The organism is Legionella pelazae, from assembly GCF_052527395.1.
This window is the reverse complement of the sequence record NZ_JBNVZS010000024.1, coordinates 1-13,663: the sequence shown is the minus strand read 5'-3', so window position 1 is coordinate 13,663 and position 13,663 is coordinate 1. Positions and strand designations below refer to the sequence as shown.

Here is a 13,663-nt window from a genome sequence, read left to right as displayed (position 1 = left end):
ATTCTAAGCATGGCTATGAAAGGAATTCGAAGAGCTAGCCATTGGGTCTGCAAATATCACAGTAATATTGGTACTATAGGCTGTTCTTCTTTCCACAACCTTATGATTTTGTATATCTTCAGTGGGTATCTGATTTAATATATCTTTCCATTCTGCTCGAATAACATTTTCTGTCATGTCAGCGTTTTCCCAGATACCTAAGCCTACAGCTAAAAATTCCAAGACAGCAGTGGTATCATCTTGCTCTTTTCCTGGCTGTAAACCAGCAGCATTATAGAAAGCATGAATCAATTCATGTGCAAGGCCAATGGCAGGTGGACGCTCATTATTTCTTAAGTAGTTGTCAAAAGCATTCCAGCGCACAGTGGTGCCTGAGCCTAATCCAGGTATGGTATAGGGATATAGTACAGTAATAGTGGCACAAAGTATTTGAGAAATGGCTCTTTTATTAAAATTTTTATACAAAAAATCATAACCTGTTGCTAACCAGGCATAAATATCCTCAGATGATAATGGTTTTTCAAAATAAGCTTTATCCTCAAGCGGATCTTCAAGCGTTATATGGGGCATCTTACTTATACAATTAGCTAACCACTCACATTGTTTAAGTTTATTATCCGTACCCGATGCTTTTTCAAGTGCCTGTAGAGCTTCTTTTCCTAACCGACCTGCTACCACCTCATCTGAGACTTGATCCATCGCCATTAAACTATGGGGTATTGCGCGATTTCCCTGATTCTCCGGAGAAGGCCAGATTTCAATTGTGTACTTCTTACTAAAATCAACTAAGTAATCAAGCAATATCTTACCTGTTTTAGTTAACGCAATATAATTTAAGTTATTAATGGCTTTTATATTAAAATCTAAGGGGAAGTTACCATAAAGATTTGATTGTTTTCTTGGATCATTACATAAAATAGCAATTCCGGGTGGATTTTCAGAAACCTTCCCCGCTCCTTGCCAATAAATATAGCGTGGCATTGGCGAGTAATAGAGAATATTTTCTTGAAGAATCTCTTCAATTTCAGTAAATATCGTCGCTGCCTCTTGATCACTCGGTTTCTTACCTAATTTAACTTGAAGTTGATTAAAAATTTTACTCCGTATTACATTACTTCCATCTGCAGCTGGGTATTTATTTGCTTCAAATTCGCTTAACAAAAATCGAATTTTTTCAATTCTCTTTTCTAAATTATTTTTAAAGAAAGCGAACTCTTTCTTCTTGCTAATACGAATTTTAGTAAGCAACATGAGAGCTTCACTGATTGGTCTAGTTTTCACTATTGTTAACCTAAAATTTATTTATACTTTATTATACCGCACAATTATTAAGCTAATCTGAACCTACTATGGTTTTAAAACCTAACTTAATTCAGCTTTCATTAAGGAAGTACGATTCATTTTTATCTTTCTCACACCTGTGTCGATTCAATGCTTTATTTAATAGCAATTGAGAGTAATTTAATTATTTAATATAGTCTCAGAAAACGACCCTTTTTTGAGACTCTTTATCACCTCCCCTCCTCCTTCCCAAAAAACCTTACCCAGAACCACTTCTAATCATCGCTATTTTTCTCAAAACCCGTATAAAAATTCAAAGTATTAAAAACTCATCAAAAACAATAATAATTGAGAAATTTGATGTCACGATTAATTGGCTATGCTCGTGTTAGTACCCTTGAACAAAATTTAAACTTACAAGTCGATGCCCTCTTAAAAGCAGGCTGTCAAAAAAATCTGATCTATAAAGATAAAGTTTCAGGCTCGAAACTGACCGACCTGGTCTAACGCAATGTTTAGAGAATCTAGAAACAGGAGATGTCTTAGTGGTTTGGCGTCTTGACCGCTTAGGTCGTTCCATGGTCCATTTGGTTTCGCTTATTGAAACTCTTAGAGAAAAAGGAGTAGGGTTTAAATCGCTGTGTGAAGGTGCAATTGATACGACCACTGTCTCGGGCGAATTGGTTTTTAATATTTTCTCATCAATGGCTCAATTTGAGCGCCGCCTAATTCAAGAGCGAACTCAGGCAGGTCTTTCTGCTGCGCGTGCTCGTGGCAAAAAAGGGGTCGCCCTAAAGTCGATGTCTCTAAGATTCAAGCTGCTAAGCGTATGCATCAAGATAAAGCCTTAGCTATTATTGACATTTGTAAAGTACTTAACATTTCTAAACCAACGTTATATCGTTACTTATCATCATAAGCAATTTATTAAACCAAACTTAGGATATTCTAAAACAGCCACTTTATGATTCATTCTTTTTTGAAATATAAATAATTAATTTATTATTTATTTTATCTGTATATATGCTAATTTTATCAATAAGCTCTTCAGCAATAACAACTTCAATCTTATCTTTTTTCGAATCCATTATTTTACTTATAAAATCATTGTTTATAGAATAATCATGGGGTTTTATTTGGGGAATTTTATTATTAAAATCATTTAGAACATCCGAAACACTTGGAAAGCCTGAGCCAAATTTATCTAGTATATCCTTAGAGGTTAATGAAGATAATTTATTGAATGGACCATCTACTAACTTATCTAATAAACCCTGTGACATTCTATTAATTTGGCTATTCTCAAGACTTTCTAGCATTTTATTTAATGGACTATTTTCAAGCTGCTCACTTACCCTCTCATATAATGATTTTTCTAAAAATAATTTAGATAAAATATCAGATGATGCCCAAAGAAGAGGTTTTTCTGTTAATTTAGTAAATTTTTTTCTTCTTCTAAACTTTTAACATTTTTTCGCTCATTACCTTTTAAATTATCGTCGCTTTTGTTATTAGTAGCTCCCTTTTTTTCCTTTAATTTATTGGTTTTTTTGGGCTCTTTGTCTTTTTTAATCGTACTCATATCTGACTCCTTTCACTTGGCATTTATCCTATTATTTATAATTATAGATTAAGTTAAATACCGCTTAAGATCGTTAAAGAGCTCCTAAATTGAGATTCTTTTTATTAAGATAGAATGTTAAATAAATTTAATATAATTATCTAATCTTCTACATATAGTTCTGATCCGTTCAGCTGACTTAGCCTTAATGAAGCAGCGCGTAATCAATTTTTTATTCGTTATAATAAAACCATTTTTTTATTTGTTTTGACTGTTCCTAATTTTTTATGTTTTTTCAATTTACCTTAGAAATAATATTGAAGATAGTTATATAAATAAACTTTTACTACGCTAAGTCATATCAAAGTTACCCTAGCTTATTTAGAGATTTCGTTATACAAAGCATCTATTTTTTGCATTGCTAAATTAAAAGATTCACAATTTAACAAATTTAATAAGTGATAATTTAATATTTCTCGATAAATATTTTTTAATTGATGTGTAAGCAATCGCGCGTCATCAAAATTATCATAATTATGTACAAATTTATTTCTTATCCACCTTAAAGCATCCATACATTCTCCAATATAAATACTATTAGGAAATATTATTGAACACCTTTGTTTGTAAAGATAAGATTCATTTCCCCCTTTTCTACTTAATAACTTTTCAATTGCGCTCCATAAAATAGTCAAAGATATATTAAGGTCATACTCATCTAAGGCTCTTGTAAAAAGTAAAAGACTTTCTTTAATTTGATCTTTATAATTACATATTGAGATTAATTTAAGTACTTTTTCTATCTTTTTTTTGAGATTACATCAAGATTGAATAAAGGTGCAGCTATAAATTTTGGCTCATAATAACTCTGACCTATAGTTTGTCCATCACTTCTGTGAAGGGTATAGTATTGCCCTAATCTGACTTTATTTATCGGATCTCTACGACCATCAAAATTCATATGCCAGCGAGAATTTACATAAATATTAATTAAGGCTCTAAAAATATCTAGATTATCTATATGTTCATTGATTTCATTTGATATAGTAGGAGTCTTAACCACACATTTTGTATAGGTCGTTGTTTCTTCTTGATGATTTCTAGCTAAAAGTACTTTTCTGGACTTAAAAATATCAGGAAATTTTTTATAGAAGGAAATCTTACTATTGAATATTTGAATACTTCTAAAAGGTATTTTAGCGACAGAAATTGAAGTAAGAAAATATCTATTTTCTTTAATTAAAGATATACATTGAAGTTTATCAATAATTAAATTTAAAAGATTATCCGATGATTCCTTTTTTGCAATTATTAGCTCCTTTAATGAATTAATAATTAGATCATTTCGCAATGAAGTATCAATTTCTATATTAAATTTGAAGAATTCGACCAGACAATGAAGCTCAGGAAGAAAAAAATTATCGACAGTTGTTTTAAAAAAATTATTTATGGTGATAGGAAATTGTGAACCATTTGCAATCGAATTTTTACTAAGCCATGCTATAAGAGCATCTGGTTTGTTTTTAGGTGAGTTCCATTCAACCAACGTCATATTATTTCTCAATTAATGCCATATTATAGTTATAGATTTTGTACTTAGGATTTTTAAAACATTATAAATAGGTGATAAATTATAATGTTTTAACATTTCTTCGCTAATGATCTTTGTATTACTTTTTTAGCTTAATAATATTAGATTTTTAAAGACAACCTAAAATTATGATTCTAAGCTTTGAATTTCCAATTCGAGAGCCTGAAAATCCAGGATGTTGTAAATAACCTTTGTTTTTAATTTTTTCTGGATTCATGCTTTAGACTTAACAGCCTAGTAGATAATTTTTAGGAAATTTAATTTCGCTTCAGAGGGCTTAATTATTCTCACAAACTATTTAAGCAATATTGATTATCCAGAATCATTACATCCAAAACTCAATTAGATTATTAGACGTTTGTTACATGAGATAGTTAATATGAGCATCTATCTGAGATTGACATTCTATATTAATTGCTTTAGTAAAACTTGCTAATTCTTGAATATTTGAATCTAATTGCTCTAAAAAACAATTATGCAAGCTTTTTCTGGCAAAAATATGACTAAAAGAATGGTTATCATAGGACTTATTAAGAATTTTTCCATCAAGATAATTTCTAGATAACATCATGCGACATAATTTAAAGATATCTATAAAAGTTTGTTTTAAGCTTACAGACATGGTATCTCTAACTTGTCCTACATCTCGTTCAAATTCTTTAATAATATTTTTGGTATTTCTTATAGAAATAGCTATGCTTTTGTCGTTAGACTTTGCATCGTCAACAATTTGATAAAGATTACTTACAAACCTTTGATATTTTTGTTCTTTCTCAAAATCAATAAGACAATCATCTTGTCCAAACCAGCGGATCTGGCGTCCTAGCTGTTGTTCTAATTTTGAAAAAAACTCTAAGAAAATTGCATTCACTAAATGTTCTTCATTAAGCAATCCGTCTATTTCACTTTCTGAAAGGCTATATAACCCTAGGTCATATTTTTTGTCCGCACAAAGTCTTTTAATGGCATTAGCTAAAATTAAATTTGAAAATTCAAAATGATATTTAGATAAAACTTCTTTGGCTCTAGGAATTAATATCGATGTATTGTTAGAGTGGCTTGTAGAAATTTCAGTATAAAACCTAAATAAATCACTTTTTTTAGCCATTGAAAACCTCTTTTGTTTTAATTGGATATATTGTAAGCACAATATTTTATTTAAATCCAAAATGCAACTAAGGCTCCTAATACAACATAGCTAAGGATGATATATCTAAAAATTTTAATAGGGACTGTTTTTTTAGATATTACAAACATCTACTGCATTTGTTGATACTAAAAATATGAAAGAGTTCCTGAAAGGATAAATTGAGGACCTCTTTAATGTACATAAGTATTTTTGAAGGTTAATCATTTTTATTATACTTAGGAGGTCCTCTTTTATTAGAATATAAAATTTTTTAGGGTGTTAGATCAAATCCTGCTAAAAAAATGTAAATTGATATTCTTACCGGCAGTAAGTGCCAAGTTTAAAGATTACTTTTAATCTAAATAATCAAATTCTGAGTGTTAAAGAAATTTCTTATTTGGTATAAAGGTCACTTTGATAACTCATGGGTAAAACATGACCCGATTACATGACATTTTTTTAAAGAAAGATCCTAACTTCAATCATGGTGGAGCGATAAAAGAATTGGTTGAATAAGGTCCTGGTAAACCAAATCTCCCCATCAAGCGTGTATTTGGATAGAAAATACACTTATCTAAAAAGACTGCTTTATTATGGCTTCTGGTGTAGTCGACCAACTTACCAAAATGAGCATGAAAAATTGAACAAAGGTTCCCCATAGATAATTTCCTTATCTTTGTTGTTTTTTTAAGGGAACGTAGCTACAATATAGATTGGGTAGAAACTAAAATTAAGTAAGGTAAACTTACTACTTTAGTTTAACTTAGCTTGCGTTCCGAGCTAATATTTCAAGTTATGAAGAGCGCCAACTCTTCATAACTATTCTTTATATCACTATTAATTCGTCATTTTCCTGTCCTTTTTTCAGAAAAACAAATAAAAAACTAATATTTAATAGCTTGTTATTTTGGGTAGCAAATCCTTATATGTCAATAATTTTTTTTTGCGACTTAAAGGCAGTTTGATAGCTTTTTGATAGCATATTGCTAGATATGGCGCTGTGAAATGCTAGCAATGTGCTATTTTAAAAAATTAATTATCTTCTCGAATTTCTTTTAACTTTCTCTTTATTGCTGGCCTTAATAATTCTAAACATACAGCATTCATAGATATACCTGTTAAGCTTACAATCTCCTGTATATCATGCCAAAAACTTTCTGGGGCCCGAATAAATATACTCTTTGTAGGTTCCTTTTCTTTTTTGCGAGGTTGATAAGAATTTTCCCCACCTGTTTTATCAAAGCGTAAAAATTCAGCTTCTTTCTTTTTCTTTTCTTCAGGCGTTAGAGGGGGTTTTTTAAATGATGGTTTTTCAGACATAGAACACTTCCTCATATAGAGATAAAATTTCTGCTGAAGCTTTTTTATCCTCTGGAGATATCTCTTGGACACAGCACCCCAAAATAGCAGCTTTTCTATAAGCTATTCTTTCACTAATAATTGTATTGATTGAAGCAAGTTCATCAAATTCTTCTAAATACATAGAGGCTTGTTCTCCTTCCTTAACACCCGGATTGGGGGAAGCCTGATTAATCAATACAAAAGCTTTTAATTTTTCATTTATTGAACGTGCATCTTTTATATGACTATTAATTTTGGCTAAAGTCCAAAGATCAAATTGAGACGCCCTTAAAGGGAAAAAGGCTTTATCTGCTACAAGAAGGGAAGTTCTTAATTCCAATGAATCTCGGCCACCAGCATCAATAACAATATCGTCAAATTTGCTTTTTAAGGCTAATATTTCTTGCTTAACATTATCAAATTTCTGTATGGTTGTTACACGCGGGCTATAACTATTCTCATCGCGGGTTAAAGACCAAAAACTAGCAGTTTTCTGAGGGTCAGTATCTACCAGAAGTGGATCAAATCCATCTATAGCTCTTGTTGCAGCTAGATTTGTAGCTAAGGTTGTTTTCCCTGTCCCGCCTTTTTCACCACCAATTAAAATAATCATATTATTTTTCTTCCTAAATTATACTCTTAAAAATGCTATCATATTGCTAGCATTTTGCAATTATTTTGAAAGTATTTTGATGGCTAAATAATATGAACTCATGATTTTTACTAATAGAATGCAAGTTCATAAAGAGCTATCAAAATGCTAGCACCTTATAAATATTTTGTAAGCATTTTGAAAGCAAAATGATATCGGCTTATAAAGTCTTACTTGTAGAATACAAGTTCATACTATGCTATCAAATTGATAGCATAGTGCTATTGCTTTGAAAGCATTTCGATATCAAATCATAGAATTTTATTAGCATAATGCTAGCTTATATACTTGTTTTAATAAGATTAAAATAATTAAAACCAAGGTAGTTCACTTCTACGTTACTAACACATTGACCTTCCTCAAAAATTTAAATATGCAAAGCATCATTTTTATGTAATGATTGGGATTGCTATATATGAATTCTCATAAAAAAGAATAAATTTAAAATTTAGATAATTAAATACATTTTACTTATAGTTACTTGTAATATAAATACATTGGTTTTATCCATGTTATAATTTTCTTTCTAGAACGAATGATATAACTTAGAAATTTTAAGATAGGATCAAATTTTGTTTCAAATTGAATTACAAGTAAGAGATTATGAATGTGATTTTCAAGGTATTGTAAACAATGCAAACTATCTACACTATTTTGAACATACAAGACATACTTTTCTAAATACAATGGGTATAGATTTTTTTGAAGTTACCCAAAAAGAAATACATTTATTAATATACAGAGCAGAGATTGATTATTTTATCCCGTTGACTTATCAAGACACATTTAACGTTAGTGTGAAATTTGAGCGTATATCCAAAATAAAAGGAATATTCGAGCAGAAGATAATGATAAATGATATTATTTATACCAAAGGCTTATTTTTTATAACTGGAATTAATAGCAAGAAAAAGCCTATAAATCTTGATAGTTTAAATTTAAATAATTTGCGCATTAATTAAATGTATATTAGTTATAGTAAAACCGTTTTCTTCTAAAGTCTGGTTGAGATTGGGAATTTCTAACACGCTACCAAGTTTGTTAAATTAGCCAAGGTAACCTAATTTGATTGCTTCAAAACAGCATGAGTAATATTGGAGTAATTTAATTTTTTTATAGAAGATTTTCTATAATCATTTACAGTAGCCTGAGAGATATTTATTGTCAAACTTAAAATGTAGGGAGTTTAATTGTTATCTAAAAATGTTTTAATTCACAAAACTTTTAGCTAAGGGCATTAAATTGAAATAGAAAAGCAATAAAAATAACTATCAAAAAGTTTATATTTCTTTTCGACTATCAGAAAAAACTAATCAGCTTTTAACCGAATCTTGTAAACGCTCAGGAAGAGAAAAATTCCCGAAGCCGCACTGCGCCTTGAAGATTATCTATCTCGATTTCACTCTATCTCTGAATTAAATCAAACCGTGCTGCATTAACATTGTCAGAAAAAATAGAAATGGAAGTTCACGATGTCTGTCCTTCGAATACATAAAAAAACAACAAAACTTTGTCGTTCTCGATAAAAACTGCTTGCAGGATAGTCATCTCTCATTCACGGTTAAATAACATTGCTTACACAGCTAATAAAGGTAAGTAAACAGGATTGAACTACCTAGTCAACGTATTTGATAGATAATTAAGGCTATTAACTACAAGCATTCGCACTGCATTTTTGTTAATATTTGTCAACAAAAATGTTACTATTAAACTAAAAACTGAAGTAAGAGTGCGTCCTAAACATGCTAATAAAGAGATAGAACAAGCTATAAAGTATGCTGAACTAAAGGGATGGCGCTACTCTAGTTCTGGCCAGTCAGCTCATGCTTGGGGGCGCTTACTTTGCCCGCTTGCAAGCAGAGAGGGGCATGCAATGAGTATCTGGTCTACGCCTAAGGTCCCTGGGAATCATGCTCGGCAAATTAGACGAAATGTTGATGCTTGTGAACACAGAGGGGAAGAAAATGAGTAACACTTATCAATTTACTTTAATTCTTGATGGCGTTGATGATACAACGCCTAACTTAGAAGACACTTTGTTTGAAGCAGGGTGCGATGATGCGTTAATTAATTATAAAAATGGTACAGTTTATTTAGACTTTGATAGAGAGGGCGAAAATCTTGAGCGAGCCATTTTATCAGCTATTAAAGACATTGAGTCAACCCATATAGGTGCACGAATTGTCAGTGTTGCACCAGAGCATTTAGTGACTCTTTCAGATATTGCACAGCGATTATCTATGACAAGACAAGCTGTGTCACTTATTATACAAGGCCTAAGAGGTTCAGGTGATTTTCCTAAACCTATTCTAAAAATAGCTAATAAAAGTCCTTTATGGCGTTGGAGCGCTGTCGCTGAGTGGTTTTATAAGCAAGGAAAAATAAAAGATCATAATGTAGTTGATTTTGCTATCATTGTTGAGGATATTAATGCTGCGCTGGATTTAAGAAATAAGGATTCTTTTGAGCACAAAAGAAAGCTTCTTAATGAGCTTGAAAATCAATCATTTTATCAAGTAACACATTAAACTGTAATCTAATTGTAATGGGTTAAACAGGATGAAAGCTTTATTCTAATAAATTTGCTAAGTCTGGTTAGCAAACTTATTAGGCTTAACTTTTCTAAGAAGATGTATTCATTATCAAAATTGAATTTTACGTTTTAGTGCTATTCAAACGGTTGGGTTTAAAAGCTTATCTTGAGAGCGAATAAGTTTTATAGCCGGTCACAGAGAATGAATTAAGCTCAAGGGGCAGTGATTGTGTATGTCTTGCGCTAGGGCAAAACTGTCAATTACATTTCACGCTAGGCGCAATTCTTTAATAGAGCAATTCTATTATTAACTTTTCCCAAATAGAGCTTTTAATTTCTGGCCATTTTTTGGTTAGAATCAAATGAAATTAAATATATTTTTAAAAAAATCAACGAAAGACTACTACAATTTATATATGTGACTTAAGAATAGTCCTTATGCGACGTAATATAGAGAATTTACATCAAAAATATATAGAAAACGTACTGCAATATGACCTTAATCCATATTATGAAATGGAGGAGCTGCGAGGAGAACTCAGTATAAGGAATCAGCCGTATAAAGATAGGTTATTAGGCCTACGAATTGTCCTTGATCGAGTACCTTATTTTGAAGATTTTCTTCATGAATCAGTAAAGAACAATGAAATAACAGATACTGAGGAAGAAGGAATAAGTTCTTATATTCAAATAAGCGTAGAGCGAAAAATGTTGCTAGCTGATTTTACTAATTTAGATGGTATGTTTTATGAACTCTACGCGCAAGAATTGAAATTACCATCTAAAGAGCATGCAATATGGGCTAAGTTTACTGACATTGCTAAGCAAGTTTCATTGATGGAAGAGAAGGCGTTAAGCGAGTCAGATAATCAAGAGGAATATAAAAAACTAAGCAGGGAGTTAAACGAGCTTTTAGTATTGCAAAGAGACCTTGATGAAAAAGTTAATAGAGAGCTTTTAAGTATAGCAAGGGCATTCGAGGCCGAGAATATAGCAGATGTAAATGAACTTAAAACATTATGCCAGAATAGCAAACATAAAAAGATAGAACTACTTATAGTAAAAGGGGACGCGCCAATCGATCCGGATTTGGCTGCAGTTATTCAGATGCGAGCTAAAGCTGCTAATACTAAGGGTGGTGAACTCATAGTTATATCATTCGATACTCTCAATACTATCATTCAAAGTAATCCATATATTAGTGGAATAACCAAACTTAGTTTTTTGCATCATGTATGTGGTGAATTTGGTTACGTAGATAACATGTCTGATTATATAGACCACCACCAGATTTAAGGGAAATTGTACTTCGTGGCTGCGGTACCGCTAACAAACCTGAAAATAAGCTACCTGTTTATGAAGCCAAGTTTTCTACTGTTTCATATGATCAGAAGCCATCTGTTCAAGGACTTACGCAGTTACTAATACAACAAAAGGAAGACAGGGAAGGAAAAATTACTACCAAAGTATCATGGTTGGCCATGGAGCCAGGAGAGAGCAAACCTGTCCTGCATGAAGTAAGAGATATTGCTAATGTATCAAAGATTACCGGAAAAACACCTTCAGACGAGCAGTTAACTTGTTTAGAGAGTATCCCAGGAATGCCTCTATTGAAGCACAGCTCAGATTACGTTGGCCTCCTTAAAACAGCTTTTTTTAACAAAAATAAAAGAATTTCGCCAGAGGAATTGATTAATACTAAGAAGGCTGTGTACCGAGCCAGAACAGAGCCAGCGTCAGCGTTTACAAAGAAAGATGTATTATCGCAGGTAGTAAGCAGTATGACTGATGAACAACGAGCTAGAGTTTCTGTCAAAGCTTATGTTAGTGGGTACCAAGTACATCAGGGACGGGTTATCCCAGGAAAAAATCATGATCAGGATAACGCGCCTAAAGCCGTGCGTATTGGGCCGAAATTCTAGTAAACTAAAGAGTGGAATAAGTTATATTTTAATTGAAGACCTACTAGAATTTATTCAGAGACGTTAATCAGGAGCTCGCAAAGGCGGCGTTAGCTTGGATTCTTTATAATGCAAACTGAATCATCAGGTTAAACTATTTCAAAAGAAATTCTCACTACTATTTGGCCAGATCAATAATGGTGATACAGATAAAATAAAGTCGATTGTTGAAAGACAAAAAAATATTTATTTTGAGCGATGTGAAAAATCTATTAAAATTAGATAAAGACTCAGATCTAAGTGACTTTGTCTGAGCTCAAACTGGCTAGCTCGTTTTAGTATAAAAGTAGTGCTAATTTTATTATCGTCAATAAGTATGATTCAAAAATTAATCAGATTTATTAAAATTCATTTCTGTATCAAAATTGGAGATTATAGCGTTTACTATTTGCTTTAATAGAAATTAGCTAACTATTTTCACAAATTCGATTTGTCCAGACCAACCTTCTAAGTTTTGTGACGAGGAACCTATATACAAGATATCGTAGTGTTCGCCTCCTATAACACAATCAAAAGGTATGCCCTGTGTTTTAATTTTGAAACGTATAGTACTGTTTTTTATACCCAAAACCTCATTTTTCCCAGGTGAGGCAACCCATAAAATATTTCTAAAAACATCATAATCGATGCCATCAGGATAATAACGGGATAAATCTTTAGGGACGCCATACTTATCAAAAGCTACTTGAAAACCTTTGTCATCAAATGAATAGAAAGAACGTTTATTAGTAAGTAGGCCTTGAGCATTTAAATCATATAACGCCAAATTTGCTGCAAATGTCTCAGCCACAATCATTTGGCTTTCATTATTAATCAAAGCTAGTCCATTGGGATAACCAACCTGCTTAGCTGCAATGCTCAACTTACCAGAAGGCTCAATCATTACAACGTTAGATTTAACTGGCCTTACACTATAAGTAGGATAAAAACCAGAAGCACTAATGTAAATAGTATCGTTTGCTGCCACTATCATATCGTGACCATAACCAGGAGCTACTAAGGATAAATCGGCATATTCATATATACCTTTGTTATTAATAGATAGCACTTTACGTTTGTATAAAGACGTTACCAACATTTGCCCATCTGAAAGCCAACCAATAGCGGCTGGACTATCATTCAATTTTACCTTGCATGCAAATTTATGGTTTTCTCCCAAACTATAGATTTTCTTACCTTTTAAATCGCAAAACCACAACTGGCCATTTCTCCAACGCAATCCCTCAGCAAATTCAAAGCCTGTAAGTAATACCTCTGAGTGCTTGATATGCATTATTTTATCCTTCCGACACATCTAAATATTATTTGATTAATTATAGCAAGCGCTTTCATTGACTGTATGGAATTTAAACATGTGGTTTAGGGACAAATAAAATTACCTTTACCTTGTCTTTAACTAAAGGTTTATAGTCAGAGCTAATTTTAATAAGGGCATCTTATAAACTATTATATTGTAATTTCACTCAAAAGTGCTGCTATAACTTCTTCCTCTGATAGCATAGAATGCCCGAGTCCTAGCATCTTTCTCTCCCGCACTTGAGGTGAAAGTTGCTTAACTCGTCCAATATCCTCATCAGAAATCATGCTACCTAACTGCGGTTCTCCACGCAGAAG

16 protein-coding genes and 2 pseudogenes are annotated in these 13,663 nt (G+C 32.0%); 8 read left to right on the top strand and 10 right to left on the bottom strand.

Annotated features, from left to right (window positions below; genetic code table 11):
* Positions 1-3 precede the first annotated feature (3 nt).
* Complete coding sequence (locus tag ACQUW5_RS15130; protein ID WP_444992098.1) at positions 4-1,281, bottom strand: M91 family zinc metallopeptidase; 1,278 nt, start codon at positions 1,279-1,281, stop codon at positions 4-6.
* A 360-nt stretch (positions 1,282-1,641) separates the two neighbouring features.
* Here ACQUW5_RS15130 and ACQUW5_RS15125 point away from each other — a divergent pair.
* A pseudogene (locus ACQUW5_RS15125) lies at positions 1,642-2,132 on the top strand (recombinase family protein).
* Positions 2,111-2,200, top strand: a complete 90-nt coding sequence (locus tag ACQUW5_RS15120; protein ID WP_444992097.1) for a helix-turn-helix domain-containing protein — start codon at positions 2,111-2,113, stop codon at positions 2,198-2,200. Before ACQUW5_RS15125 ends, ACQUW5_RS15120 begins: the two are co-directional and overlap by 22 nt.
* Positions 2,201-2,243: 43 nt before the next feature.
* Here ACQUW5_RS15120 and ACQUW5_RS15115 read toward each other — a convergent pair whose 3' ends face one another.
* The 8 genes from ACQUW5_RS15115 to ACQUW5_RS15080 all read right to left on the bottom strand — a co-directional run bounded on the left by ACQUW5_RS15115 (position 2,244) and on the right by ACQUW5_RS15080 (position 7,516).
* Positions 2,244-2,600, bottom strand: coding sequence for a hypothetical protein (locus ACQUW5_RS15115; RefSeq protein WP_444992096.1), 357 nt, complete (start codon positions 2,598-2,600; stop codon positions 2,244-2,246).
* Positions 2,601-2,710: 110 nt separating this feature from the next.
* Complete coding sequence (locus ACQUW5_RS15110) at positions 2,711-2,863, bottom strand: hypothetical protein (RefSeq protein ID WP_444992095.1); 153 nt, start codon at positions 2,861-2,863, stop codon at positions 2,711-2,713.
* 356 nt (positions 2,864-3,219) lie between these two features.
* A complete protein-coding gene (locus ACQUW5_RS15105; RefSeq protein WP_444992094.1) occupies positions 3,220-3,417 on the bottom strand; it encodes a hypothetical protein in 198 nt (65 codons plus the stop codon).
* 224 nt (positions 3,418-3,641) lie between these two features.
* On the bottom strand, positions 3,642-4,394 hold the full coding sequence (locus ACQUW5_RS15100; protein WP_444992093.1) for a hypothetical protein: 753 nt from the start codon (positions 4,392-4,394) through the stop codon (positions 3,642-3,644).
* Positions 4,395-4,794: 400 nt separating this feature from the next.
* Positions 4,795-5,541: a hypothetical protein gene (locus tag ACQUW5_RS15095; RefSeq protein ID WP_444992091.1), complete on the bottom strand. Its 747-nt coding sequence runs from the start codon at positions 5,539-5,541 to the stop codon at positions 4,795-4,797.
* A gap of 503 nt (positions 5,542-6,044) precedes the next feature.
* On the bottom strand, positions 6,045-6,221 hold the full coding sequence (locus tag ACQUW5_RS15090; protein WP_444992090.1) for a hypothetical protein: 177 nt from the start codon (positions 6,219-6,221) through the stop codon (positions 6,045-6,047).
* A 373-nt stretch (positions 6,222-6,594) separates the two neighbouring features.
* Positions 6,595-6,882, bottom strand: coding sequence for a hypothetical protein (locus tag ACQUW5_RS15085; RefSeq protein WP_444992089.1), 288 nt, complete (start codon positions 6,880-6,882; stop codon positions 6,595-6,597).
* Entirely contained in the window at positions 6,875-7,516 is a 642-nt protein-coding gene (locus ACQUW5_RS15080) for an AAA family ATPase (RefSeq protein WP_444992088.1), read from the bottom strand. Before ACQUW5_RS15080 ends, ACQUW5_RS15085 begins: the two co-directional genes overlap by 8 nt.
* 611 nt (positions 7,517-8,127) lie before the next feature.
* Between ACQUW5_RS15080 and ACQUW5_RS15075 the strand changes: the two genes are divergently transcribed.
* From ACQUW5_RS15075 to ACQUW5_RS15050, 6 genes and pseudogenes are all read left to right on the top strand, one after another.
* Positions 8,128-8,517, top strand: coding sequence for an acyl-CoA thioesterase (locus ACQUW5_RS15075; RefSeq protein WP_444992087.1), 390 nt, complete (start codon positions 8,128-8,130; stop codon positions 8,515-8,517).
* A 322-nt stretch (positions 8,518-8,839) separates the two neighbouring features.
* A pseudogene (locus tag ACQUW5_RS15070) lies at positions 8,840-8,994 on the top strand (TraY domain-containing protein).
* Between the two features lie 290 nt (positions 8,995-9,284).
* Positions 9,285-9,527, top strand: coding sequence for a hypothetical protein (locus tag ACQUW5_RS15065; RefSeq protein ID WP_444992086.1), 243 nt, complete (start codon positions 9,285-9,287; stop codon positions 9,525-9,527).
* Entirely contained in the window at positions 9,520-10,083 is a 564-nt protein-coding gene (locus ACQUW5_RS15060; protein ID WP_444992085.1) for a helix-turn-helix transcriptional regulator, read from the top strand. Before ACQUW5_RS15065 ends, ACQUW5_RS15060 begins: the two co-directional genes overlap by 8 nt.
* Positions 10,084-10,526: 443 nt before the next feature.
* The gene (locus ACQUW5_RS15055) at positions 10,527-11,384 is read left to right on the top strand and encodes a hypothetical protein (protein ID WP_444992084.1); all 858 of its coding nucleotides are present in this window, start codon (positions 10,527-10,529) and stop codon (positions 11,382-11,384) included.
* 185 nt (positions 11,385-11,569) lie between these two features.
* Positions 11,570-12,010 carry a hypothetical protein gene (locus ACQUW5_RS15050; RefSeq protein ID WP_444992083.1) on the top strand — a complete coding sequence of 147 codons (441 nt, stop codon included), beginning with the start codon at positions 11,570-11,572 and terminating at the stop codon, positions 12,008-12,010.
* Between the two features lie 442 nt (positions 12,011-12,452).
* On the opposite strand, the gene ACQUW5_RS15045 is transcribed toward ACQUW5_RS15050, so the two are convergent.
* Positions 12,453-13,322: an SMP-30/gluconolactonase/LRE family protein gene (locus ACQUW5_RS15045; RefSeq protein ID WP_444992082.1), complete on the bottom strand. Its 870-nt coding sequence runs from the start codon at positions 13,320-13,322 to the stop codon at positions 12,453-12,455.
* Positions 13,323-13,663: the final 341 nt, after the last annotated feature.

Bases quoted from the DNA above. Each gene is read 5' to 3' on its own strand.
- ACQUW5_RS15120 (WP_444992097.1), top strand. From the start codon at position 2,111: ATGCATCAAGATAAAGCCTTAGCTATTATTGACATTTGTAAAGTACTT.
- ACQUW5_RS15115 (WP_444992096.1), bottom strand. From the start codon at position 2,600: ATGCTAGAAAGTCTTGAGAATAGCCAAATTAATAGAATGTCACAGGGT.
- ACQUW5_RS15110 (WP_444992095.1), bottom strand. From the start codon at position 2,863: ATGAGTACGATTAAAAAAGACAAAGAGCCCAAAAAAACCAATAAATTA.
- ACQUW5_RS15105 (WP_444992094.1), bottom strand. From the start codon at position 3,417: ATGGATGCTTTAAGGTGGATAAGAAATAAATTTGTACATAATTATGAT.
- ACQUW5_RS15100 (WP_444992093.1), bottom strand. From the start codon at position 4,394: ATGACGTTGGTTGAATGGAACTCACCTAAAAACAAACCAGATGCTCTT.
- ACQUW5_RS15095 (WP_444992091.1), bottom strand. From the start codon at position 5,541: ATGGCTAAAAAAAGTGATTTATTTAGGTTTTATACTGAAATTTCTACA.
- ACQUW5_RS15090 (WP_444992090.1), bottom strand. From the start codon at position 6,221: ATGGGGAACCTTTGTTCAATTTTTCATGCTCATTTTGGTAAGTTGGTC.
- ACQUW5_RS15085 (WP_444992089.1), bottom strand. From the start codon at position 6,882: ATGTCTGAAAAACCATCATTTAAAAAACCCCCTCTAACGCCTGAAGAA.
- ACQUW5_RS15080 (WP_444992088.1), bottom strand. From the start codon at position 7,516: ATGATTATTTTAATTGGTGGTGAAAAAGGCGGGACAGGGAAAACAACC.
- ACQUW5_RS15060 (WP_444992085.1), top strand. From the start codon at position 9,520: ATGAGTAACACTTATCAATTTACTTTAATTCTTGATGGCGTTGATGAT.
- ACQUW5_RS15055 (WP_444992084.1), top strand. From the start codon at position 10,527: ATGCGACGTAATATAGAGAATTTACATCAAAAATATATAGAAAACGTA.
- ACQUW5_RS15050 (WP_444992083.1), top strand. From the start codon at position 11,570: ATGGAGCCAGGAGAGAGCAAACCTGTCCTGCATGAAGTAAGAGATATT.
- ACQUW5_RS15045 (WP_444992082.1), bottom strand. From the start codon at position 13,322: ATGCATATCAAGCACTCAGAGGTATTACTTACAGGCTTTGAATTTGCT.